This window comes from Micromonospora sp. NPDC047644 (assembly GCF_040704315.1).
In the GTDB taxonomy this organism is placed as follows: Bacteria; Actinomycetota; Actinomycetes; order Mycobacteriales; family Micromonosporaceae; genus Micromonospora.
The window spans coordinates 273,574-295,449 of sequence record NZ_JBEYSY010000001.1; the positions used below are offsets into that span (position 1 = coordinate 273,574).

At 72.6% G+C, this 21,876-nt stretch carries 24 protein-coding genes; 14 read left to right on the plus strand and 10 right to left on the minus strand.

Annotated elements, in window-relative coordinates; genetic code table 11:
* Positions 1-11: 11 nt before the first annotated feature.
* Positions 12-968 (plus strand): zf-HC2 domain-containing protein, encoded by a 957-nt coding sequence (locus tag AB0877_RS01260; protein WP_366605577.1) that lies wholly within the window; start codon positions 12-14, stop codon positions 966-968.
* A gap of 16 nt (positions 969-984) precedes the next feature.
* On the opposite strand, the gene AB0877_RS01265 is transcribed toward AB0877_RS01260, so the two are convergent.
* Positions 985-1,632: a TetR/AcrR family transcriptional regulator gene (locus AB0877_RS01265; protein ID WP_366605579.1), complete on the minus strand. Its 648-nt coding sequence runs from the start codon at positions 1,630-1,632 to the stop codon at positions 985-987.
* A 399-nt stretch (positions 1,633-2,031) separates the two neighbouring features.
* Between AB0877_RS01265 and AB0877_RS01270 the strand changes: the two genes are divergently transcribed.
* From AB0877_RS01270 to AB0877_RS01305, 8 genes are all read left to right on the plus strand, one after another.
* Positions 2,032-3,192, plus strand: coding sequence for an acyl-CoA dehydrogenase family protein (locus AB0877_RS01270; protein ID WP_366605580.1), 1,161 nt, complete (start codon positions 2,032-2,034; stop codon positions 3,190-3,192).
* The gene (locus tag AB0877_RS01275; RefSeq protein ID WP_366605582.1) at positions 3,182-4,396 is read left to right on the plus strand and encodes an acetyl-CoA C-acetyltransferase; all 1,215 of its coding nucleotides are present in this window, start codon (positions 3,182-3,184) and stop codon (positions 4,394-4,396) included. The genes AB0877_RS01270 and AB0877_RS01275 overlap by 11 nt, the downstream gene beginning before the upstream one ends.
* Before the next feature lie 14 nt (positions 4,397-4,410).
* Positions 4,411-6,567: a 3-hydroxyacyl-CoA dehydrogenase NAD-binding domain-containing protein gene (locus AB0877_RS01280; protein ID WP_366605584.1), complete on the plus strand. Its 2,157-nt coding sequence runs from the start codon at positions 4,411-4,413 to the stop codon at positions 6,565-6,567.
* The gene (locus tag AB0877_RS01285; protein ID WP_366605585.1) at positions 6,567-7,685 is read left to right on the plus strand and encodes a CaiB/BaiF CoA-transferase family protein; all 1,119 of its coding nucleotides are present in this window, start codon (positions 6,567-6,569) and stop codon (positions 7,683-7,685) included. Before AB0877_RS01280 ends, AB0877_RS01285 begins: the two co-directional genes overlap by 1 nt.
* Positions 7,686-7,798: 113 nt before the next feature.
* Positions 7,799-8,257 carry a YbaB/EbfC family nucleoid-associated protein gene (locus AB0877_RS01290; RefSeq protein ID WP_366605587.1) on the plus strand — a complete coding sequence of 153 codons (459 nt, stop codon included), beginning with the start codon at positions 7,799-7,801 and terminating at the stop codon, positions 8,255-8,257.
* Between the two features lie 3 nt (positions 8,258-8,260).
* Positions 8,261-8,602, plus strand: a complete 342-nt coding sequence (locus tag AB0877_RS01295; protein WP_366605589.1) for a hypothetical protein — start codon at positions 8,261-8,263, stop codon at positions 8,600-8,602.
* Complete coding sequence (locus tag AB0877_RS01300) at positions 8,580-9,665, plus strand: hypothetical protein (RefSeq protein ID WP_366605590.1); 1,086 nt, start codon at positions 8,580-8,582, stop codon at positions 9,663-9,665. Before AB0877_RS01295 ends, AB0877_RS01300 begins: the two co-directional genes overlap by 23 nt.
* A 14-nt stretch (positions 9,666-9,679) precedes the next feature.
* Positions 9,680-9,955: a hypothetical protein gene (locus AB0877_RS01305; protein ID WP_366605592.1), complete on the plus strand. Its 276-nt coding sequence runs from the start codon at positions 9,680-9,682 to the stop codon at positions 9,953-9,955.
* Here AB0877_RS01305 and AB0877_RS01310 read toward each other — a convergent pair whose 3' ends face one another.
* Both AB0877_RS01310 and AB0877_RS01315 read right to left on the minus strand, forming a co-directional pair.
* The gene (locus tag AB0877_RS01310) at positions 9,956-10,831 is read right to left on the minus strand and encodes a cytochrome c oxidase assembly protein (RefSeq protein ID WP_366605593.1); all 876 of its coding nucleotides are present in this window, start codon (positions 10,829-10,831) and stop codon (positions 9,956-9,958) included.
* Positions 10,828-11,310 carry a DUF2243 domain-containing protein gene (locus tag AB0877_RS01315; protein WP_366605595.1) on the minus strand — a complete coding sequence of 161 codons (483 nt, stop codon included), beginning with the start codon at positions 11,308-11,310 and terminating at the stop codon, positions 10,828-10,830. Before AB0877_RS01315 ends, AB0877_RS01310 begins: the two co-directional genes overlap by 4 nt.
* A 279-nt stretch (positions 11,311-11,589) precedes the next feature.
* Here AB0877_RS01315 and AB0877_RS01320 point away from each other — a divergent pair, with 279 nt between their 5' ends.
* The 4 genes from AB0877_RS01320 (at position 11,590) to AB0877_RS01335 (ending at position 15,393) form a co-directional block, all read left to right on the plus strand.
* Positions 11,590-12,843: a DUF2786 domain-containing protein gene (locus AB0877_RS01320; protein ID WP_366605596.1), complete on the plus strand. Its 1,254-nt coding sequence runs from the start codon at positions 11,590-11,592 to the stop codon at positions 12,841-12,843.
* 148 nt (positions 12,844-12,991) lie between these two features.
* Positions 12,992-13,348 (plus strand): YciI family protein, encoded by a 357-nt coding sequence (locus AB0877_RS01325; protein ID WP_366606159.1) that lies wholly within the window; start codon positions 12,992-12,994, stop codon positions 13,346-13,348.
* Positions 13,345-14,598, plus strand: a complete 1,254-nt coding sequence (locus AB0877_RS01330) for a DUF6596 domain-containing protein (protein ID WP_366605597.1) — start codon at positions 13,345-13,347, stop codon at positions 14,596-14,598. The genes AB0877_RS01325 and AB0877_RS01330 overlap by 4 nt, the downstream gene beginning before the upstream one ends.
* A 90-nt stretch (positions 14,599-14,688) precedes the next feature.
* A complete protein-coding gene (locus AB0877_RS01335) occupies positions 14,689-15,393 on the plus strand; it encodes a class I SAM-dependent methyltransferase (protein ID WP_366605599.1) in 705 nt (234 codons plus the stop codon).
* A gap of 46 nt (positions 15,394-15,439) precedes the next feature.
* On the opposite strand, the gene AB0877_RS01340 is transcribed toward AB0877_RS01335, so the two are convergent.
* From AB0877_RS01340 to AB0877_RS01370, 7 genes are all read right to left on the minus strand, one after another.
* On the minus strand, positions 15,440-16,900 hold the full coding sequence (locus tag AB0877_RS01340; protein ID WP_366605600.1) for an alpha/beta hydrolase: 1,461 nt from the start codon (positions 16,898-16,900) through the stop codon (positions 15,440-15,442).
* A 123-nt stretch (positions 16,901-17,023) separates the two neighbouring features.
* Entirely contained in the window at positions 17,024-17,293 is a 270-nt protein-coding gene (locus tag AB0877_RS01345) for a hypothetical protein (RefSeq protein WP_366605602.1), read from the minus strand.
* On the minus strand, positions 17,290-17,637 hold the full coding sequence (locus AB0877_RS01350; protein WP_285792822.1) for a helix-turn-helix domain-containing protein: 348 nt from the start codon (positions 17,635-17,637) through the stop codon (positions 17,290-17,292). Before AB0877_RS01350 ends, AB0877_RS01345 begins: the two co-directional genes overlap by 4 nt.
* A gap of 163 nt (positions 17,638-17,800) precedes the next feature.
* Complete coding sequence (locus AB0877_RS01355) at positions 17,801-17,974, minus strand: CsbD family protein (protein ID WP_036410891.1); 174 nt, start codon at positions 17,972-17,974, stop codon at positions 17,801-17,803.
* Between the two features lie 74 nt (positions 17,975-18,048).
* Complete coding sequence (locus AB0877_RS01360) at positions 18,049-20,295, minus strand: heavy metal translocating P-type ATPase (protein ID WP_366605604.1); 2,247 nt, start codon at positions 20,293-20,295, stop codon at positions 18,049-18,051.
* Positions 20,296-20,307: 12 nt separating this feature from the next.
* A complete protein-coding gene (locus AB0877_RS01365) occupies positions 20,308-21,258 on the minus strand; it encodes a hypothetical protein (RefSeq protein WP_366605606.1) in 951 nt (316 codons plus the stop codon).
* Positions 21,259-21,271: 13 nt separating this feature from the next.
* Positions 21,272-21,481 (minus strand): copper ion binding protein, encoded by a 210-nt coding sequence (locus AB0877_RS01370; protein ID WP_366605607.1) that lies wholly within the window; start codon positions 21,479-21,481, stop codon positions 21,272-21,274.
* Positions 21,482-21,575: 94 nt separating this feature from the next.
* On the opposite strand from AB0877_RS01370, the gene AB0877_RS01375 reads away from it, so the two are divergent.
* Positions 21,576-21,872, plus strand: a complete 297-nt coding sequence (locus AB0877_RS01375; RefSeq protein ID WP_366605609.1) for a metal-sensitive transcriptional regulator — start codon at positions 21,576-21,578, stop codon at positions 21,870-21,872.
* Positions 21,873-21,876: the final 4 nt, after the last annotated feature.

The window sequence follows — 21,876 nt, forward strand, 5'->3', positions numbered from 1 at the left end:
ACTACCGGTACATGGGGTGTGAGCAGTGGCGGGAGGTCCTGTCCGCGCAGCTGGACGGGGAGGAGACCGCCGCCGAACTGGCGGCGGTGCAGGGGCACCTCGACGGGTGTGCCGATTGCCGGGCCTGGTTCACGGCGGCGGCCGCGGTGACCCGTCGGGTTCGTACCCGATTGGTGGTCGATGTGCCCGACCGGACGGCGGCGATCCTTGCCGCCGCCGGCGCGGACCCGGCCCGCCGGTCACGGTGGCGGCGTGGCCCGCTGGTCGCCGGCCTGCGAAAGGTGCCCGGACGGGGTCAACTGGCCGCCGGGTTGCGAGCAGCGTTCGGACGTGGCCCGCTCGTCGCCGGCCTCCGGGTGGCGCTCGGGTTGCTCGGCGCGGTGCAGCTGGTGCTCGGCCTGGCCCAGGTGGGCCGGGGCGCGACCGCCGACCACCTGCACCCCACCGGCCAGCACCTGTGGCACGAGTCGGCGGCGTGGAACGTGGCGGTTGGCGCGGGCTTCCTCTTCGTGGCGTTGCGCCGCAGCCCGCCCGCCGGGCTACTGCCGATGCTCAGCGCGTTCGTCGGCACGTTGCTGCTGTTGTCGGTGAACGACCTGGCCACCGGTTCGGTGGGCGGGGAACGGCTGATCAGCCACGGCTTCCTGGTGGTCGGATACCTGATCACCGTGCTGCTGTCCCGGCCCGGGCTGCGCCCCGGTGGCCCGGCACCACAGCGGCAGCCGACGCCGTCGCGCTGGCGCTTCGGGGCCGACGAGGTGGACCGGCCGCTGCGGGTGGTGCCCCCCGGCTCCTATCCGGCGCAGGCGGCCGACCGGTTCGCCGCCCCGGCGGCGCAGATCGGTGCAGTCGCCCCGGCGGCGCGGGTTGATCAGGCCACTTCGGGCGGTAAGACCGCCGCGGCATCGCGGGCGGGGCACGCCGCTGCGGCATCACGGACGAGTCGGACCGGCCGTCGCGCGGCCTGAGCGGGTCCTGCTGCTCTCAGCCCTCCGTGGGGCGGGCCGGTCCCCTGTCGGCGAGGGCCTGCGGGATGACCTGCTCGACGATGGTCAGCAGGGTGGTGGTGAGCAGCAGGTGCACCTGGGCTCGGGTCAGCGCGCCGCGCTGAAGCCACTCGCGGGCGGTCGACGTCGCCAGCCCGCCGTACGCGCGGACCATCCCGCGCAACTCCTCGCGGTGCTCCGCCTCGCCGGCCAGCCCGACGGCGACCAGCATCCGGTCCGCGGCGACCTCCTCGGCCTCGGCGAGCACCCGCTCCACGTCGGCGTCGCCGCCCATCCCCCGGGCGGTGACCGCCGCCAGCCACGAGGTGCTGTGCCGGGACACCACGTCGAGGAACCAGGTGACGCTGGCGTCGACCCGGGTCCGGAGATCACCCTTGGGCAACCGCTCCAGAGCCACCTCCGGAATCGTCACCATGACCCGGACAACCTCCAGATAGAGGTCCTTCTTCGCACCGAAATAATGGTTGACCAGGCCGCGGGCCACACCTGCCTCGCGGGCGACGTCGGTGGTCGACACGTCCGCGTACGGGCGCTCGCCGAACAGCCGGACCGCGCAGGCCAGGATCTGGCCGCGCCGCGCGTCCGGCTCCAACCGGCGGCGACGAGGCACCGTCTCGACACTCATCTGCCCGACCCTATCGGCAGCGCGGTGGTCAGCCGCCGATCCTCGCCCTGATGGCGACGAAGCCGAGTAGCCACCCTCAGCCACTGACCGTCGACCGGCTCTCGAAGTCGACGGAACCATCCGCCCGACGCCTCGCCCACATCGCGCTCACACCTAGATCAAGTGATGAAAAGTAGGTCTGGAAGACCGTGCTGACCTACTTTTCATCACTTGATCTTCGGAGCCTCAGTCGGTGCAGGGAGATCTTGGACAGTTTCCGTTAGGGGCTAACGGAAACTGTCCAAGATCTAGAACTAGAGGGCGGGCGGCGCGCGGCGTGGAACGGGCCGTGGCGACAGTGGTTCGGCAGTTGATCTCGACTTATTGACATGCTGCCAACAGGACGCGAGGGTGGTGCACATGTCGACGCCCGACCATCCCCCCTCGCCCTGGCGCGAACCGGAGCACGACGACCTGGCCGAGCTGGCCCGCACCTTCTTCAGCAAGGAGGTGCTGCCGCACGCCGAGCGCCTCCTCGCGCAGGGCCACCCGGACCGCGAGCACTACCGGCGCGCCGGCGAGCTGGGGCTGCTCGGCCTGTCGGTCCCGGAGGAGTACGGCGGTGGAGGCGGCGGGTTCACCCACGAGGCGGTGCTGCTGCACGAACAGGCGTACGCCGGGGAGAGCAGTCTCGGCCTGGCCGTCCACAGTGGCATCGTCACCGGCTACCTGGCGGCGTACGGCAGCGAGGAGCAGAAGCGGCGCTGGCTGCCCGGCCTGTGCAGCGGCGAACTGGTCGGTGCCATCGCGATGACCGAGCCGGACGGCGGCTCCGATCTTCAGGCGATGCGCACCCGGGCGGTCCGCGACGGCGACGACTACCTGCTGACCGGTGCGAAGACGTTCATCACCAACGGCGGCCTGGCCGACCTGGTCATCGTGGCCGTGAAGACCGACCCTGAGCAGCGGGCGGCCGGCGTCTCGCTGCTGGTCTGCGAGGTGGGCGGCGACCCGGAGGGCTTCCGGCGAGGCCGGCTGCTGTCCAAGATCGGCCTGCACGCCAACGACACGGCGGAGTTGTTCTTCGACGAGTTCCGGGTGCCGGCGGCCCACCTGCTCGGCGGCGCCGAAGGGCTGGGCTTCGTTCAGCTCATGCAGCAGCTTCCGCAGGAACGGCTGGTCATCGGCGTGGGCGCGGTCGCCGCCATGGAACGGGCGGTCGCGCTGACCATCGCGTACGCCAAGGAGCGCACCGCCTTCGGCAAGCCGCTGATGGGTCACCAGAACACCCGGATGGTGCTCGCCGAGTGCGCCACCCGGGCCCGGGTCAGCCGCGTCTTCCTGGACGACTGCATCGTCCGACACACCCGTGGCGACCTGGACGTGGCCACCGCGGCGATGGCGAAGTCATGGCTCACCGACGGGCAGTGCGAGGTCGTCGACAGGTGCCTCCAGCTCTTCGGCGGCTACGGCTACACGACGGAGTATCCGATCGCCCGGATGTACGCCGACGCCCGCGTCCAGAAGATCTACGGCGGCACCAACGAGATCATGAAGGAGTTGATCGCTCGTGCTCTCTGAGGCGTACGTCTATGACGCGGTCCGCACCCCGCGCGGACGCGGCCGGGACAGCGGCGCGCTGCACGGGGTCAAGCCGATCTCCCTGGTGGTCGGCCTGATCGACGCGTTGCGGGAGCGCAACCCCGGCCTGGACGTGGGCCGGTTGGAGGATCTGCTGCTCGGCATCGTGACCCCGGTCGGCGAGCAGGGCGGCGACCTGGCCCGGGCGGCCGCGTTGCTGGCCGGGTTGCCGGACCAGGTCGGCGGGGTGCAGCTCAACAGGTTCTGCGCCTCCGGGTTGGAGGCGGTCAACTCGGCCGCCGCGCGGATCCGCTCCGGTTGGGAGCACCTGCTGCTGGCCGGTGGGGTCGAGTCGATGTCCCGGGTGCCGATGGGCTCCGACGGGGCTGCCTGGGCCACCGATCCGCAGACCGCGCTGGCCACGTCGTTCGTGCCGCAGGGCGTCAGCGCGGACCTGATCGCCACCCTGGAGGGCTTCACCCGCGACGACGTGGACGGCTACGCGCTGCGGTCGCAGGAGCGGGCCGCCAAGGCGTGGGCCGGCGGGTACTTCACCCGGTCGGTGGTGCCGGTCCGCGACGGCAACGGGCTGGACATCCTGACCGTCGACGAGCACCCGCGCCCGGAGACCACCCGGGAGGCGCTGGCCACGCTCACCCCGTCGTTCGCCACGATGGGTGAGGCGGCCGGCTTCGACGCGGTCGCGTTGCAGAAGTTCCACTGGCTGGAGGCCATCGAGCACGTCCACCACGCGGGCAACTCGTCCGGCATCGTGGACGGCGCGGCGCTGGCGCTGATCGGTTCGGAGCAGGTTGGTCGGGATCTCGGTCTCACCGCGCGCGCCCGGATCGTCGGCGCGGCGGTCACCGGCGCGGACCCGACGCTGATGTTGACCGGCCCGATCCCGGCCACCCGGAAGGCTCTCGCCGTGGCCGGGCTGACCCTCGACGACATCGACCTGTTCGAGATCAACGAGGCGTTCGCCGCGGTGGTGCTCAAGTACGTCCGTGACCTGGGCTTGGACCCGGACCGGGTGAACGTCAACGGCGGCGCGATCGCGCTCGGCCATCCGCTCGGCGCGACCGGAGCGATGCTGCTCGGTACGGCGTTGGACGAGTTGGAGCGCCGCGACCTGCGCCGGGCCGTGGTGACCCTGTGCATCGGCGGCGGCATGGGCGTCGCCACCGTTCTCGAGCGCTGCTGACCCGGAGGACGACCATGACCCACACCATCCGGTACGACCGCGGCGCCGACGGCATCGTCACGCTCACCCTGGACGACCCCACCCAGTCCGCCAACACCATGAACCGGGCGTACGTCGCCTCGATGGGCGCGGTGCTGGACCGGCTGGAGGCCGAGCCCGATCTCGTCGGCGTCATCGTGACCAGCGCGAAGTCGACCTTCTTCGCCGGCGGCGACCTGCCTGAGATGATCCGGGCGACCCGTGCCGACGCGCCCGATCTGGCCGACCTGCTCGGCACCATCAAACGGGACCTGCGCCGGCTGGAGACGCTGGGCCGACCGGTGGTCGCCGCGGTCAACGGCTCCGCGCTCGGCGGTGGCCTGGAGATCGCGCTCGCCTGCCACCACCGGATCGCGCTGGACACGCCCGGCAGCCGGCTCGGGCTGCCCGAGGTGACCCTGGGCCTGCTGCCCGGCGCGGGCGGCGTCACCCGGACCGTGCGGATGCTCGGCCTGGCCGGCGCGCTGACCACCGTGCTGCTCACCGGCCGGCGGATGCGCCCGACCGAGGCGCTGTCGGTCGGGCTGGTCGACGAGGTGGTCGCCACGCCCACCGAACTGCTGGACCGGGCACGGGCCTGGATCGCGGCGAACCCGCGCCCGGCGCAGCCGTGGGACCGGCCGGACTACCGGATGCCCGGCGGCACCCCGGCCAGCCGCTCGCTGGCCGCACAACTGCCCGCCTTCCCGGCAACGCTGCGCAAGCAGCTCAAGGGTGCCCGGCTACCCGCGCCCGAGGCGATCCTCGCCGCCGCCGTCGAGGGCGCACAGGTCGACCTGGAGACCGCCCTGACCGTGGAGACCCGCCACCTGATCGGGCTGCTCACCGGGCAGGTCGCCAAGAACATGATCGGTGCGTTCTTCTTCGACCTGAAGGCCGTCAACGGTGGCGCGGCCCGACCGACCGGTGTGGACGCCCCACCGGTACGCCGGGTGGGGGTGCTCGGGGCCGGCATGATGGGCGCGGGCATCGCGTACGCCTGCGCCAGCGCCGGGCTGGACGTCGTGGTCAAGGACGTCACGCCGGAGGCCGCCGGCCGGGCCCGCGAACACGCCGAGCGCCTACTGGCCCGCGCGGTACGCAAGGGCCGCACGACCGAGGCGGACGCCCGCGCCGTCCTGGACCAGATCAGCACGACCGACCAGGTCGACGCCCTCGCCGGCTGCGACGCGGTCATCGAGGCGGTTTTCGAGGATCCGGCGCTGAAGCAGCAGGTCTTCGCCGAGGTGCTGCCCGTCCTGGCACCCGACGCGCTGCTCGCCTCCAACACCTCGACCCTGCCGATCACCGGCCTGGCCGGCGGCGTGGACCGGCCGGCGGACTTCATCGGCATGCACTTCTTCTCGCCGGTGGACCGGATGCCGCTGCTGGAGATCGTGGTGGGCGAGCAGACCGGGGACGTGGCGCTGGCGCGGGCATTCGACCTGGGCCGGCGGATCGGCAAGACCCCGATCGTGGTCAACGACGGTCGGGGCTTCTTCACCAGCCGGGTGATCGGCAGGTTCATCGACGAGGCGGTCGGCATGGTCGCCGAGGGTGTCCCCGCCGCATCGGTGGAGCAGGCCGCCCTCCAGGCCGGCTACCCGACCGGGCCGCTGGCGCTGGCCGACGAGGTCAGTCTCACGCTGATCCAACGGATCCGCCGCCAGTTCGAGGCGGCCAGCGAGGAGTTCCGCCCGCTGCCCGCGCACCGCCTGGTGGACGAGCTGGTCGACGCGTACGACCGGCCGGGGCGCGCCGCCGGACGCGGCTTCTACTCCTACGACGAGGGTGCCCGGGGCCGGCTGTGGTCCGGGCTGGCCGACCTGATCACCGACGCGGGTCGGGCGGTGCCGTTCACCGACCTTCAGGAGCGGATGCTCTTCGCCGAGGCGCTGGACGCGCTGCGCTGCCTCGACGAGGGGGTGCTGCGCACCGAGACGGACGCCAACATCGGCTCGATCTTCGGCATCGGCTTCCCGGCGTGGACGGGCGGGGTGATCCGCTACGTCCGGCAGTACGCGGGCGGCCCGGCCGGCTTCGCGGCCCGTGCCACCGAGCTGGCCGCCAGCTACGGCGACCGGTTCACGCCCCCACCCGACCTGGTCGACCGGCTCGCCGCCCTGCGGGCCGAACCGGCTGACGTCGCGTGATGGCGGCGCGCGGCGGGCCGCTGGCCGGGGTGCGCGTGGTCGAGCTGGCCAGCCTCGCCCCGGCGCCGTTCGGCTGCATGGTGCTCGCCGACCTCGGCGCGGACGTGGTGCGGGTGGACCGGCCGGGCGCACCGGGAGCGGGCCGGCTGGCCGCACCGACCAGCGGGCCGTTGCAACGCGGCCGGCGGGTCACCACGCTGGACCTGAAGTCCCCGGCCGGGGTGGCGGACCTGCTGCGCCTCACCGATCGCGCGGACGTGCTGGTCGAGGCGTACCGGCCGGGGGTGGCCGAGCGGCTCGGCATCGGGCCGGAGGTGTGCCAGGCCCGCAACCCCCGACTGGTGTACGCGCGGATGACCGGCTGGGGTCAGGACGGCCCGCTGGCAGCCCGCGCCGGGCACGACATCGACTACATCGCGGTGGCCGGGGCGTTGGAGCCGCTCGGGCGGGCCGGCGAACGCCCGTACGCGCCGATGAACCTGCTCGGCGACTTCGGCGGCGGCGGGATGCTGCTCGCCGTCGGGGTGCTGGCCGCGCTGCTGGAGCGGGAACGCTCCGGCTTCGGCCAGGTGGTCGACGCGGCGATGGTGGACGGCTCGGCGCTGCTCACCTCGTTCCTGCACGGGCTGCTCGGCGCCGGCCTGTGGGCCGCCCCGCGCGGGGGCAACATGTTCGACGGCGGGGCCCCGTTCTACGACACGTACGCCACCGCCGACGGTGGATTCATGGCGGTCGGCGCGATGGAGCCGGCCTTCTACGCCGTACTGCTCACCGGTCTCGGCCTCGCCGACGACCCGGACCTGCCCGCCCAGTACGACCCGAGCGGCTGGAACGACCTGCGCCGCCGGTTCACCGAACGGTTCGCCGAGCGCACCCGGGACGAGTGGACGGCGGTCTTCGCCGACCTGGACGCCTGCGTCGCCCCGGTGCTCGCCCCGGGCGAGGCGCACCGGCACCCGCACAACGCGGCCCGGGGCACGTTCGTCGAGGTGGGCGGCGAGATCCAGCCGGCCCCCGCGCCCCGCTTCGACCGCACCCCGACCGCGCGGCCGACCCCGGCACCCGATCCGGAGCAGGACGTCCTACCCATCCAGGAGATCCTCACCGCCTGGCGGTGAGCCCGGCGGTCGGCGGCAGGGTCGATCCACAGAGGAATCCTCGGGGCACCTCCACGGGTGTCACGTTGATACCGTCGTCCTGATCGTGAACTGGCAGACCAAAGGGGACGAGCATGGCGAGCGGAATCGACCCGGCCGGCCTCAGCCGCTCACTCGAAGACGCCATGCGCCTGCTGAGCCAGGTTCCGGGTTCGGCCACGGCGCAGCCGGACGACGCCGACGCGCAGGATGACAGTGCCGCACCCGCCGTCGACCAGATCACGGGGCGGGGCACCGGCGGGAATGGTCTCGTCGAGGCGGAAGTCTCCGCCTTCGGCGCGCTGCAGGCCCTGGTGATCGACCCGAGCCTGTCCCGGGGTGGCACCGGTGCCATCGCCGAGTACGTCCTGGAGGCGGTCCAAGCAGCGCAGGCCGACGAGCGGGCCCGCAGAGCCCAGCTGACGGCGGCCGCTCACGTCGACACCGTGGCCCTCGCCAAGCAGCTCGAACGTGTCTCGGAAGACGCGTTCCGGGGTTTTCAGCAGATGATCGGCGACCTGGACGTCGTCACCCGCCGGACCGGCCAGCGCTGAGTCATGTCCGACGGGATCCAGGTCGACCTCGACGCTCTCCACGGCGCGGCGGCGGCGCTCGCGACAACCGGCCAGCAACTCGGCGCGGAGATCGCCAGCCTCGAGTCGACTGTCAACGGGGCGGGTAACCCGTGGGGCGACGACGAGGCGGGTTCGCTCTTCGGCGCCGCGTACGTGGAAGTCCTGACCCACGCGCTCGACGTCTACCGATCGATGGCCGACCAGTTGTCGGAGGCCGCCGGGAACCTCGACGCCGGTGCCGACGCCCACGAGGCGACCGAGATCGCGAACACCGAGCTCTTCACGAGGATGGAGCTGCCCAGTGGGTATGCAGCTTCCTCCTGAACTCGCCGAGGCCCTGGGATGGGTCGGGTTCACCTGGCCGGCCGCCGACGAGGAGTTGCTTTTCCAGGCGTCCCAACTGTGGTTCGCGTTCGCCGGCCGGCTCCGCACAGCCGTCGGGGAGGCGGAGGCGGGCGCGGCGAAGGTCGGGATGACGAACAGCGGGGACGACGTCCGCGCGTTCGAGCAGGCGTGGCAGGACGAGGAGGGTGCACCGCGCCGGATGGAGGACGGCGCGCAGGCTGCCGAGCTGATCGGCATGGCGTTGCTGGTGATGGCCATCATCACCCTGACCCAGAAGATCCTCGTCATCGTCCAGCTGACGATTCTGGTGGTTCAGGTAGCGATCGCGTTGGCAGCAGCGGCACCCAGCCTCGGCTCCTCGTTGGCCTCGATCCCCGTATCGATCGGCCTTGCCCGGATGGCGATCCAGCGGATCATCAAGGAGATCGTCGAGCGGGTCGTCAAGGAGATCGTTCCGCGGTTGTTGAAGCGTGCGAAGACGCTGCTACGCCGTTTCAACCGCAAGGGCGCAAAGCCGGGTGGCCCGGGACGACCCGCTGTGCCCGGCCCGCACACCTCCCCGCGCTACCACAACACCAAGCCGATGCTCGACAAGTACCGCAACGAGCACCTGCCCGGAGGGCACTTTCCGACGGCGGTGCGCCGGCTCAGTCCAGAGGAGCTCGAACAGCACCGGGTCTTCTTCGACAGCAACGGCATGTTGCGCAGCGCCAAAAGTGGCGAACCGTTCGACACGTCGAGCGCTCAGACCGTGTTCAGCGGAAACGGTCAGGCGATCTTCGTGATGGACCGGAACGGCAACCTCTACGCGTCCAACTACCAGAAGGTCGGCGATTTCCACCACTCCACACTGGGCAACGGGCAGCCGGTCGCCGCAGCGGGCGAGCTGGTCGTCAAGGACGGTAGGGTCCAGTACGCCACGGCGCGCAGCGGTCATTACCAGCCCGACGTGAGCCACATGGCCAATCTCGACGCCGAGTTCAAGCGCAACGGCGTGGGCGGGGTTCCGATCCTTGCCTGGGACGGCAGCCAGATCTTCTAGGGGAGTCGACGAGCATGGGTACGGACAGTTGGAAGGGTCACGTGAACGGGATCCTCTACGGGGTCCAGTTCGATCGGGTGCTCGACGACTCGGTGGTGACCCGGGTCGTCGACGGGGTGACCACCGGGCTCTACCCAGGTGACCGAATGGAGACGCGTGACGCGCTGGACCAGGCGCTGCGCTACTCGGGCCCGCTGAACGACCAGGCGGAGACGCACCACGGTGAGGACGAGATCCGCTCGTTCTTCCGCCGGCTCTCCGCCGCACTGGCAACCCCGCCTTCGAGCTGATCAAGAGGTTTGTGTCAGGGAATCGCCGTCCGGTGACGCAAACCTCTTGATCAACGGAGGTGGGGACGGGTGGGGGGACGGCCTTGGGGACGGGTGGGGGTGGGGGCGACGGGCGTGGTACCAGGTGGCGAAGAGGGCTGCGGCCAGGAGCAGCTCGGCCAGGTCGCCGCCGTAGTACATGAGTTGGGCGGCCGAGCGGAACGCTTCCGGGTCGCGGTCGGTGAGGCCGGGTGGGAGGGTTTCGGCCTGGGCGTACAGGTGCTTGGCCAGCACGGCGTGGCCGGCCGACGCGGCCAGCAGCGCGACGACCCGAACCGCCAGCCCGGGGCGACGCGGCGCCGGGTCCGGTCCGGCCAACGACCAGGCGAAGAGGTACCCGGCGGCCAGGTAGTGCAGGTGCACGGCGTGATGCAGGGCCGGTTGCCGTTCGGCCGCCGCGTACAGCGGGGTGAGCAGCACCAACGCCAACCCGCCGGTGGTCAGCAGCGCGGCGGTGGCCGGATGGGCGAGCAGATGTAGCAGGCGGGCGCGCAGCAGCCGGCCGACCGCTCGGCGTACCGGCGGCGGCGCGATCCGCAGCAGCAGCGTCACCGGGGCGGCGAGCACCAGCCCCAGCGGGGCCAGCATGCCGAGCAGCAGGTGCTGCGCCATGTGCCCGCTCGGGTTGTCGGGACGTTGGGCGAGCGGCCCGACGGCGACCGCCAGCAGGGTGCAGCCGACCAGCCAGGAGGCGGTGCGCCGGTGGTCCCAACCCCGAGGGTCCCGGATGGCGGCCAGCACGTAACCGACCGCCAACAACGCGACCGGGGCCAGCGGGAACCAGGTCGGCCCGGCAGCACCGTGTCCGGCGTGCGCCAGCGGCCCGACCGCCGTCATCGGGGGCCGGCGTCGGGCCGGCGGGAACGGGCCCGCCACAGGACGGCCACGCCGGCCAGCAGCAGCACCGCGCCGGCCACGTTCCAGACCACGTCGTACGGCACCAGGTGTACGCCGTAGCGGATCTGGTGCAGCCGCAGCACCTTGTGGTCGACGAGCCCGTCGAAGAGCTGGAATCCTCCGGCGCCGAGCAGGAAGCCACCCCAGGCGAGCCGGCTCGACAGGGCACGCCGTCGACGCAGGTCGGCGAACCAGAAGAACCCGCCGACCAGGGCGATCACCTCGGCGGCGTGCAGCAGCCCGTCCGAGAGCAGCGCCACCGATGGGGTGGAGCGGTCGTAGAAGTGGTGCCAGGCGAGGAGTTGGTGAAAGACGATCTCGTCCACCGCGGCCATGATCGCGATGCCGATCAGGACGCCGACGAGGGTCGAGGAACGAACGTCGGCGGCGCGTGGACCTGGCAGACGCAGATCGGTCACCACGCACCTCACTTCCACGTTCGGCTGGCCTCAAATTACTCCGGAACGGACGAACCACGTCACCGAAGCCGACGAGGCACGCCCACGCGGGACGTGATCGACACGAGTTTCGGGAAACCGGGGTGTCCGGCCACGGGGTCCGCCGCGACTTCCGGGAAGCCTTGTTGATCAAAGCCGAGCGGCCGGCGATGTCCCCGTTTCGCGACTCCCGGACCCCGCCCGGCATGATCATGCAGCCTGGAGGGGCAACGACAGCCAGATCCTGAGAGGGAGGTGCCCGTGCCGGACGCGGACGAACTCGTCGCCAACGCGCTCGCGGCGGTGCGCGGCACCGACGTACGGCAGGCCGAACGGCAGCTGGACCACCTGATGGTCGGCACCGGCGCCGCGGACGGCAGCACGGCGGTGGACGCCGCTCTGCTGCGTCGCCTGGTCCGCGGACTGGGTCGGCTCTGGCCGCGCGGTTGGCAACCGGTCGACGTGGACCGGATCACCGGTCGACGGCTCGACGGCCGCGCGGCGCGGCTGGTCCGTGCCGCCATGGCCGCGCAGCGACGCGACCAGGCCGAGCCGGTCCCGGCCTGGTGGGACGACCAGTTACGCGGGCTGGGGGCCGCCGAGGGCGGTGCCGACGGCAGCGTGGTGGCCGGTTGGGCCAGCCGGGAGGGGCTGGACCGGGCCGACGCGCTCCGCACGGCAGTGGACGCTCTCGCGCTGGTGGAGAGTCTGCCGCCGATCGCGGTGCTGCGTCCGCCGCCGGGCACGAACGGCGCGGCACCGACCCGCACGGCGGGCACGGCTCGCAGCGGTTCGCCGATGCTGGATCGGGTACGGGCGCTGCTGGCGAAGGCCGAGTCGACGACCTTCCCGGCGGAGGCGGAGGCGCTGACGGCAAAGGCCCAGGAGTTGATCGCCCGACACAGCATCGACGAGGCGCTGCTGGCGGCCGGGACCGAGCGCGGGGACCTGCCCGGCGGGGTACGGCTGAGCACCGACACCCCGTACGCGGGCGCGAAGGCGCTGCTGGTGCAGGAGGTGGCGGCGGCGAACCGGTGCGAGGCGGTCTGGTCCGACGATCTGGGCTTCGCCACGGTGCTGGGCTGGCCGGCCGATCTGGTGGCGGTCGAGTTGCTCTACACGTCGCTGCTGGTCCAGGCCACGGCGGCGATGCTGCGTGGCCGTGTCGAGCGCCGGTCGGGGTCGGGGCGGCGGACGAAGGTCTGGGACGAGTCCTTCCTCAACGCGTTCGCGCTGCGGATCGGCGAGCGGCTGCGCACGGCCACCGAGGCGGCGACCACCGCGGCGGATCAGGCGGCGGCCGGGACGGAACGGCTGTTGCCGGTGCTCGCGGCGCGGGGCGAGGCGGTCCGGGAGCGGTTGGACACGCTCTTTCCCGGCGTCACCCGGCACCGGCTCAGCGTGCGCGACGCCGAGGGCTGGTCGTCCGGCACCTCGGCCGCCGACCGGGCCTCGCTGGACGTGGGCGGCGCCCGGAAACCCCGGCAGGTGCCCGGCCGACCCGATCCGCGCTGAGCCGTCCGGCGTGGGAACGCCCCCGGAGGATGTTTCTGCGATTTTCTGCGGTACGCGGTAGGGATCGGGGGATCGGCTCCGACCCTCCGGTGAGTCGCGCCCCGATCGGGGTGCGACCAGAGCCTGAGGAGCAATCGCCGTGAAGTACATGCTGCTGATCTGGAACCGGCCCGGCTTCACCGAGGATCTGAGCGAGCAGGAGCGCACCGCCCTCTTCGGTGAGGTCGACGAGATCATGAAGGAGCTGACCGAGACCGGCGAGCTGATTGGCGGCCAGGCGTTGGCCAATCCGTCGCAGACGTTGACGGTCCGGCTCATGGACGGCAGCCCCGAGGTGCTCGACGGCCCGTTCATGGAGAGCAAGGAGCAGTTCGCCGGCTACCTGGCCGTGGACTGCGACAGCCCGCAACGGGCGGCCGAGATCGCGGCCCGTTGGCCGGACGTCCGCTACGGCGGCGCGATGGAGGTCCGTCCGATCATGGATGAGGCCGGGACGGAGATGTGACCGGGGACCGGACGGTCGAGGATCTGCTGCGCACGTTCGCGCCGCAGGTCCTCGGCCTGCTGGTCCGTCGACACGGACAGTTCGACAGGTGCGAGGACGCGGTCCAGGAGGCGCTGCTGGCCGCCGCGACGCAGTGGCCCGGACAGGGCGTACCGGACAACCCGCGCGCCTGGCTGCTCACCGTCGCCACCCGCCGGCTCACCGACGAGTGGCGCAGCGAGAGCGCGCGCCGGGACCGCGAGGTGGCGGTGGCGCGGCGTGAGCCGGCGTACGCCGGGGTGGTGCCCGCTGCGGACGCGGAGCCCACCGTTTCGGCCGACGACGACACCCTCACGCTGCTGTTCCTGTGCTGCCACCCGGCGCTGCCCGGCTCGGCGCAGGTGGCGCTCACCCTGCGCGCGGTCGGCGGTCTCAGCACCGCCCAGATCGCCCGGGCGCACCTGGTGCCCGAGGCGACGATGAGTCAACGGATTCGACGGGCCAAGCAGCGGATCGAGGCTGCCGGGGCGCGGTTCACGATGCCCGGTCCGGCCGAGCGGGGCGAGCGGCTGGGCACGGTGCTGCGGGTGCTCTACCTGATCTTCAACGAGGGCTACACCGCGTCCAGCGGCCCGGACCTGCGCCGGGCCGAGCTGACCGGCGAGGCGATCCGGCTGACTCGCATCCTGCGCGGGCTGCTGCCCGACGACGGCGAGGTGACCGGGCTGCTGGCGCTGATGCTGCTGACCGACGCGCACCGGGCGGCCCGGGTGGGGCCGGACGGGGAGTTGGTGCCGCTGGCGGAGCAGGACCGTTCCCGGTGGGACGCCGCCGCCATCGCGGAGGGGGTGGCGCTGATCATCGAGGCGCTGACCTGGTCGCCGCCCGGCCCGTACCAGCTCCAGGCGGCCATCGCCGCTGTGCACGCCGAGGCGTCGACGGCGGCGGAGACGGACTGGCGGCAGATCGTCGCGCTCTACCGACTGCTGGCCCGGGTCGCGCCGAACCCGATGGTCGCCCTCAACCAGGCGGTGGCGGTGGCCATGGTCGACGGGCCCCGGGCCGGGCTCGCCCTGCTCACGCCGCTGGACGCCGACGAACGCACGGCCGGGCACCACCGGCTGGCCGCCGTCCGGGCTCACCTGTTGGAGCTGGCCGGGGAGGTCGGTGCGGCGCGGGAGGCGTACCTGGTGGCGGCGCGGGGCACCACGAGCCGGCCCGAGCAGCGCTACCTGGAGGTGCGGGCGGCCCGCCTGACCGGGCAGGGCTGAGCCACACATCTTGCCGTTCTGGCAACAATCTTTGCGCATCGGCCGGTCGCCGGTCACAGTCGTTGGCGACGCGCGAAGGAGCAGGCACAGATGACCGAGCAGCACGAGTTCGACAAGGACTACTGGGAACGGCACTGGCGCCAGGCGCACCACGACCGCCCCGGCGCGATGAGCACGAGTCCCGCGCACCCGTACCTGGCCCGGGAGATCGGCGCTCTGGTGCCGGGCTCGGCGCTGGACGCCGGGTGCGGCGCGGGCGCCGAGGCGATCTCGCTCGCCGCCCACGGCTGGCAGGTCACCGCTGTCGACATCGCACCCCTCGCGCTCGCCCGAGCCGCCGAACGCGCAACGGAGAGCGGGGTGTCCGAGCGCGTGCGGTGGGTGGAGGCGGACCTGACGGCCTGGGCCCCGGAGGCACGGTTCGACCTGGTCACGACGCACTACGCGCACCCCGCGATGCCGCAGTTGGCCTTCTACGACCGCATCGCCGGATGGGTGGCACCCGGCGGGACCCTGCTGATCGTCGGGCACCTGCACACCTCGCAAGCCGCCGCGCCGGAGCACGGGCACGGGCCGGAGCACGGGCACGGGCCGGAGCACGGGCACGGGTCGGAGCACGGGCACGGGTCGGGGCACCACCCGCCGGACGAGGCGTCGGTCACCCTCGCCGACATCACCGCCGGCCTGGACGGCAGCACCTGGGAGATCGTCACCGCCGAGGAGCACCGCCGCACGGTGCCGGGCCGGGAGGCACCGCTGTACGACGTGGTCGTCCGCGCCACCCGACGCCGGTGAGCGCAGCGCTGCCGGCCGCCGGGCGGCCGGCGGCCGGCAGCGGCGGTCACACCTCGGGTTCGATGGCCGGGCAGCTGGCACCCCGGGCGGGCACCACCCGATCGGTCAGGTACGAGTCGACGGCTCGTTGCACGCACGGGCTGCTGCTGTAGCTGCCGTGCCCCCACCCCTGGTAGGTGAGCACCGCACCGTGCCGGCCCAACTGTCGCGCCACGTTGCGCGCCCAGTCGTAGCCCGTGGCCGGGTCGTGAACTGTGGCGGCGAGCAGCAGTGGCACGTCGGTGTGAACCCGTAGCCGATGCTGCGGGTTGGCCACCGGCGTCGGGGTGCCCAGGCAGGTGACCAGGGCAAAGAGCGCCGGCGGGTAGCGCAGGTCCGGCGCGAGCCGGGCCGCGCGGCGCAGATGTCCGGCGTACTCCCGGTAGTCGCGGACCGGCAGGCTCCAGTCCTGACAGAAGACCGCGAAGGGGTACGGCGCCACGGCGTCGCCGGTCGACAGGCCGGCGCTTCGCAGGGCGGCGGCGGCGTCCATCGTGCCCAGCCACTCGGCCAGGCCCGGCCACCGCCAGGTGTCGTAGAACTCCCTGTGGGTGAGCCGGCTCAACTCGAACGGGGTCAGCACCACCCCGGGGCGCTTCGGGTCGGTCAGCAGGCCGCGCTCGGCCCGCACGTGCAGCCCGGCCCAGATCGACCGGAGGTCCCGGCCGTGCAGGGCGCAGGTCGTGGACCGTTCACACCAGGCGGCGAACTCGTCGAACGCCCCCTCCGCGGTGGCGGCCTGGGTGTCCAGGAAGGCGCGGGTGCCGAGGCTGTGGTCCATCGTGGCCTCCAGCACCATGGCCCGAACCCGATCGGGGTACAGCTCGGCGTACCGCTGCCCGAGCAGGGTGCCGTACGAGCTGCCGTGGAAGGTCAACTGCCTCTCACCGAGCGCGGCGCGGACCGCGTCCAGGTCGCGGGCGGCGCTGGTGGTGTCGACGTGGTCGTAGAGCGCCCCGGTGCGGGCCCGGCAGTCGGCGCGCAGCAGCGCGTTGTTGGCGAGTGTGGCGTCGAACTGTGCCTGGTCGGCGATCAGTTGCGGTTGCCGGGCGAGCAGGTCCCGGGCACAGACCACCGGGTGACTGCCGCCGGTGCCGCGCGGGTCGAAGCTGACGATGTCGAACCGGGCCCGCAGGTCGGCGCTGAATCGGGAGCTGCCGTTCACCACCCGGTCGACCCCGCTGTCGCCCGGCCCGCCGGGGCCGAAGACCAGCGCGCCTTTCCGAGTCGCCGGGTCGGCGACCCGGCGGGCCAGCGACAGGTCGAAGCGCTCACCCCCGGGTCGGTTCCAGTCCACCGGCAGCGACAGGGTGCCGCACTCGGCGCTGGTGTCGGTGGCGCAGGGCCGCCAGTCGATCGCCGGGGCGGGCTGTGGTCGGGCGGCGGCCGGGCTCGCCGGGGTCAGGCCGGCGGCCGTCAGGGCCAGGGCGACGGCCCAGCCGACCGCGGATTTGCGTACGCGCAGCATGAGGTGCTGTCCTCTCCTCGAAGGAGCGTTGCCGGTGAAACTCGCCCACTGGGCGAGGTGATGCTGCTTCCACCCGGGCCGTCGAGTAGCCGCTCGACGGCCCGGGGCCTCTCGTCCGCCGGGTCAGTCGACCTCGCGCAGAACGCGTTCGAGCGTGGTCATCCGGGTCTCCATCCCACCCAGCCGGCCGTCCATCGCCGCGAGCAGTCGGGCGTTCTCCGCCTGGACCTGGGCGGCCGTCTCGGCGAGTTGGCGGTAGTCGTCCGCCCGGTCCGCCTCGTACCGGGCCCGACGGGTCTTGGCGAGTTGCACGACGGTCACCGTGACCACGCTGATGAGGAAGGCGAAGATGCCGATCGCGCCGACCACCTCGGTCCAGTCGTGTTCGCTCATCGCTGCGCTCCCGGTTGCTCGCCCGAGTCGGGCACGGTCAGCGTCTCGACCGCCGCCGCGATGACCGCGGGGGTGAGTGTGAGCACGAACGGCTCCACCTCGTAGTAGTTCATGGCCTTCCCGTCCTCCGACAACTCCAGGCGGGCGGTGACCAGCCCGGCCGCCGCCAGCTTCCGTAGGTGGACCTGCAACAGCGCCCGGCTGATGCCCAGTTGCCGGGCCAGCCCGCTGACGTACGCACGCTCGCGGGCCAGCGCGGCGACGACCCGCAGCCGGTGCGGGTTGGCCAGGGTGGCCAGCACCCGGACCAGGTCGTCGCCGGTCGGCGGTGAGGCGGTGCTCATAACCAGCCCTTGCACATGCCAAGGGAAGTTAGCAGGTGTCGCCGCACCGCGGTGCGGGCGGAGAGCGGAATCAGGGGGATCTCAGGGTCGGCGAAAGAGGCCGGAGACACAGCACGCCGGGCCGGTGATGATCACCGGCCCGGCGTGCGGGTTACGTCGTACGTCAGCTCTTGAAGGCGTCCTTGATCTTCTCGCCCGCCTGCTTGAGCTTGGCGGTGGACTGGTCAGCGCGACCCTCCGCCTCCAGCTGCTCGTTGTCGGTGGCCCGACCGGCGCCTTCCTTCAGCTTGCCGGTCGCGTCCTCGGTGGCGTTGTTGATCTTGTCGTCGAATCCCATTGCCAACCTCCATTGCAAGCGTCGCTACGACAACAGAGGTACCCCCGCCAAACCCGGTCCAACCATTACCGTCGTCACAGATCGGCGGCGGCCGACCGGAAGCCACGCAGGCGCAGGCTGTTGGCCACCACGAAGACCGAGGACAGCGCCATCGTGGCACCGGCGATCATCGGGTTGAGCAGCCCGGCGGCGGCCAACGGCAGGGCCGCCACGTTGTAGCCGAACGCCCAGAACAGGTTGCCCCGGATGATGCCGAGCGTGCGGCGGGACAACCGGATGGCGTCCACCGCGGCGTCCAGGTCGCCCCGGACGAGGGTGAGGTCGGCCGCCTCGATCGCCACGTCGGCGCCGGTGCCCATGGCCAGCCCCAGGTCGGCCTGGGCCAGCGCCGGGGCGTCGTTGACCCCGTCACCGACCATCGCCACCGACCGCCCCTCGGCCTGGAGCCGCTTGACCACGTCGACCTTCCCGGCCGGCAGCACCTCGGAGATCACCTCGTCGACGCCCACCTCGGCGGCGACCGCGCGAGCCACAGTGGCGTTGTCCCCGGTCAACAGGATCGGAGTCAACCCCAGCCCGCGCAGCCGGGCCACCGCCGCCCGGCTGGTCGGCCGGACCACGTCGGCGACGGTGAGCACGCCCCGGGCCCGGCCGTCCCAGCCGGCGACGATCGGCGTACGGCCGGCGGCCTCGGCGTCACGCACCGCCCACTCGACCTCCGGGGGTACGTCGATCTCACGCTCGCGCAGCAGCCGGACCCGGCCGACCAGCACGGCCCGCCCGTCGACGGTGCCGCTCACCCCCAGCCCTTCGAGGTTGCCGAAGGCCGTCACCGGGGGCAACGCGCCCGCCTCGGTGGCAGCGACCGCGACCGCACGGGCGATCGGGTGCTCGGAGGCGGCCTCCACCGCCCCGGCGAGCCGGAGCAGTTCGGCCCGGTCCACGCCGCTCGCCGGCACCACGTCCAGCACTGTCATCCGGCCGGTCGTCACGGTGCCGGTCTTGTCGAGCACCACGGTGTCCACCCGACGGGTCGACTCCAGCACCTCCGGGCCCTTGATCAGCACGCCGAGCTGGGCGCCCCGACCGGTGCCGACCAGCAGCGCGGTCGGGGTGGCCAGGCCGAGCGCGCACGGACAGGCAATGATCAGCACGGCCACGGCGGCGGTGAACGCCGCGGTCGGGCCGGCCCCGGTGCCGAGCCACCAGCCGAGCGTGCCGACGGCGAGGGTGATGACGATCGGCACGAAGACCCCGGAGATCCGGTCCGCCAGCCGCTGCACCGCCGCCTTGCCGCTCTGCGCCTGTTCCACCAGGTCGGCCATCCGGGCGAGCTGGGTGTCCGCGCCGACCCGGGTGGCGGTGACGATCAGCCGCCCGCCCGCGTTGATCGTCGCGCCGACCACGCCGTCACCCGGGGCGACCTCGACCGGCACTGACTCACCGGTGAGCATGCTCGCGTCGACGGCGGAGGTGCCTTCGTCGACCACCCCGTCGGTGGCGATCTTCTCCCCGGGGCGGACCACGAACCGGTCACCGACGGCGAGCCGGTCCACCGGGATCAGGGTCTCCACGCCGTCACGCAGCACCGTCACGTCCTTGGCGCCGAGATCGAGCAGGGCGCGTAGGGCGGCACCGGCGGTGCGCTTGGACCGGGCCTCGAAGTAGCGACCGGCCAGGATGAACACGGTGACCCCGGCGGCCGCCTCCAGGTAGATGTTGCCGGCGCCGTCGCTGCGGGCGATGTCGAAGCGGAACGGGTGCGTCATTCCGGGCATCCCCGCGTCACCGAGGAAGAGCGCCCAGAGCGACCAGCCGAACGCGGCCACCGTGCCGAGCGAGACCAGTGTGTCCATGGTGGCCGCGCCGTGCCGCAGGTTGGTCCAGGCGGCCCGGTGGAACGGCAGCCCGCCCCAGACCACCACCGGGGCGGCCAGGGTCAGCGACAGCCACTGCCAGTAGTCGAACTGCCAGGCCGGGACCATCGCCAGCAGGACCACCGGCACGCTCAGGGCCACCGACACCCAGAGCCGGGTACGCGGACCCCGCAACGGGTCCACCGGGGGTTCCGCGCTGGGCGGGGCCGGCAACGCCGCGGTGTAGCCGGTCTTCTGCACGGTCCCGATCAGGTCGTCCGGCGTGACGCCGTCGGCGTACCGGACCGTCGCCTTCTCGGTGGCGTAGTTGACGGTGGCGCTCACCCCGTCCATCCGGTTGAGCTTCTTTTCGATGCGGGCGGCGCACGCGGCGCAGGTCATCCCGCCGATAGCCAGTTCGATCCGGTTCGGCGCCTCGGGCAGCGGTCTGCTGGTGGTGGTCATCGTCTGGTCCCGTCAGTCGTGTCCGTGCCCGGGGGTGCCGTGGTCGGCCCCGCCGGTCGGCGCGGGCCCGCTCGGGGTGGGGGTGTCTCCGGTCGGGGCGGCGCCGGCGATCACTGTGAACTCGGCGGTGTGCACCTTCCCGCCGTGTCGGAAGTCGAGGTAGAGCCGGTAGCTGCCGGCCGAGGGCACCTCGGCGAGGAAGGTGACGGCCGGACCGGGCCGGGTGCGCCCGTCGCCGGGTGTGCCGTCCGGGTGCACGTGCAGGTAGGCGAGATCACCCCGCCGCAGTGCCACCAGGTGCCCGTACGCGCCCAGGTAGGGCTCCAGGTCGGTGACCGGCTGCCCGTCCCGGCTGACGGTCAGGGTCAGCGACGATGTCCGGCCGGGCTGCGGCGCACCGGTGAGGGTGACGGTGTAGCCGTCGACCGTGGTGCTGGTCGTCGGGGCGGGCAACGGCCGCTCGGTCAGCTCGCCGGGGACTGTCACGTCCACGCCCAGGGTCAGCGGCTCGCCCCCGGTCGGGGTGAAGTCGGCGAACGCCCGCCACTGCCCGGGGCCGGCCAGCGGGGTGTCGACCCGCCAGGTGCCGTCCGGGGCCAGCTCGGGGTGGACGTGGCGGAAGCCGGAGAGGTCCCGACGGGCGACGATCAGGTGCATCTGCTTGTCGTGCGCCACGTCGTACCGGGTGACCGGTCGGCCGTCCGGGCCGGCGATCCGGAAGGCGAACCCGCCGGCCGGGGCGTCCACCGGTTCGAGGGTGTAGCCACTGTCGGAGACGAGCAACCCGCCGGGCAGCCGATCGCCCGACCCGCCCCGCTCGCCCGCCGTCGGGGTGGTGGCGACCTCGTCGTGCCGGCTCTCGGCGACCGGGGCGGGGTCGACGACCCGGCCGACCCCGTAGGCGGCGCCGAAGACGGCCGCCAGGCCGACGGCGAACCCGGCCAGTTTCGTCACGGTACGCACGCCGGCCCGCCGATCACGCGTCGACGAGGTCGTAACCGGCCTCGTCGACGGCGGCCCGGACGACGGCGGTGTCCAGCGGCTGGTCGCTGCTGACGGTGACCCGGCCGGCGGCGAGGTCGACCTGCACGTCCCGCACACCCTCGATGGCACCGACCTCGGCGCTCACCGCGCTGACGCAGTGCCCGCAGGTCATGCCCTGCACCTGGTACGTCGTGTCGACCATTGGATCGTTCCCTTCGTGGTACCGGTACCCGGTGGGGGTATGTCAACAGAATCGACCGTACCATACCCCCTGGGGGTACGCTATCCTGGTCGGCATGACCGCACCCACCCCGATCCGCGGATACACCGCCAGCAAGGACCAGCTGCTCGCGCGGCTCCGCCGCGTCGAGGGGCAGGTCCGCGGCATCGAAAAGATGGTCGACGACGACCGGTACTGCATCGACGTGCTGACCCAGATCTCCGCCATCCAGGCCGCCCTCGACAAGGTGGCCCTCGGGCTGCTCGACGGGCACGCCCGGCACTGCCTGCACGAGGGTGCCGCCGAGGGTCGGGCCGACGAGATGGCCACCGAGATGATGGCGGCGGTCGGCCGGCTCATGAAGCGCGGCTGACCGC

Coding starts and splice junctions, on each gene's coding strand:
- AB0877_RS01375 (WP_366605609.1), top strand. CDS start 21,576: ATGACCGCACCCACCCCGATCCGCGGATACACCGCCAGCAAGGACCAG.
- AB0877_RS01310 (WP_366605593.1), bottom strand. CDS start 10,831: ATGACGGCGGTCGGGCCGCTGGCGCACGCCGGACACGGTGCTGCCGGG.
- AB0877_RS01345 (WP_366605602.1), bottom strand. CDS start 17,293: ATGAGCGAACACGACTGGACCGAGGTGGTCGGCGCGATCGGCATCTTC.
- AB0877_RS01305 (WP_366605592.1), top strand. CDS start 9,680: ATGGGTACGGACAGTTGGAAGGGTCACGTGAACGGGATCCTCTACGGG.
- AB0877_RS01290 (WP_366605587.1), top strand. CDS start 7,799: ATGGCGAGCGGAATCGACCCGGCCGGCCTCAGCCGCTCACTCGAAGAC.
- AB0877_RS01370 (WP_366605607.1), bottom strand. CDS start 21,481: ATGGTCGACACGACGTACCAGGTGCAGGGCATGACCTGCGGGCACTGC.
- AB0877_RS01260 (WP_366605577.1), top strand. CDS start 12: ATGGGGTGTGAGCAGTGGCGGGAGGTCCTGTCCGCGCAGCTGGACGGG.
- AB0877_RS01350 (WP_285792822.1), bottom strand. CDS start 17,637: ATGAGCACCGCCTCACCGCCGACCGGCGACGACCTGGTCCGGGTGCTG.
- AB0877_RS01295 (WP_366605589.1), top strand. CDS start 8,261: ATGTCCGACGGGATCCAGGTCGACCTCGACGCTCTCCACGGCGCGGCG.
- AB0877_RS01270 (WP_366605580.1), top strand. CDS start 2,032: ATGTCGACGCCCGACCATCCCCCCTCGCCCTGGCGCGAACCGGAGCAC.
- AB0877_RS01265 (WP_366605579.1), bottom strand. CDS start 1,632: ATGAGTGTCGAGACGGTGCCTCGTCGCCGCCGGTTGGAGCCGGACGCG.
- AB0877_RS01285 (WP_366605585.1), top strand. CDS start 6,567: ATGGCGGCGCGCGGCGGGCCGCTGGCCGGGGTGCGCGTGGTCGAGCTG.
- AB0877_RS01340 (WP_366605600.1), bottom strand. CDS start 16,900: ATGCTGCGCGTACGCAAATCCGCGGTCGGCTGGGCCGTCGCCCTGGCC.
- AB0877_RS01280 (WP_366605584.1), top strand. CDS start 4,411: ATGACCCACACCATCCGGTACGACCGCGGCGCCGACGGCATCGTCACG.
- AB0877_RS01360 (WP_366605604.1), bottom strand. CDS start 20,295: ATGACCACCACCAGCAGACCGCTGCCCGAGGCGCCGAACCGGATCGAA.
- AB0877_RS01335 (WP_366605599.1), top strand. CDS start 14,689: ATGACCGAGCAGCACGAGTTCGACAAGGACTACTGGGAACGGCACTGG.
- AB0877_RS01325 (WP_366606159.1), top strand. CDS start 12,992: ATGCTGCTGATCTGGAACCGGCCCGGCTTCACCGAGGATCTGAGCGAG.
- AB0877_RS01355 (WP_036410891.1), bottom strand. CDS start 17,974: ATGGGATTCGACGACAAGATCAACAACGCCACCGAGGACGCGACCGGC.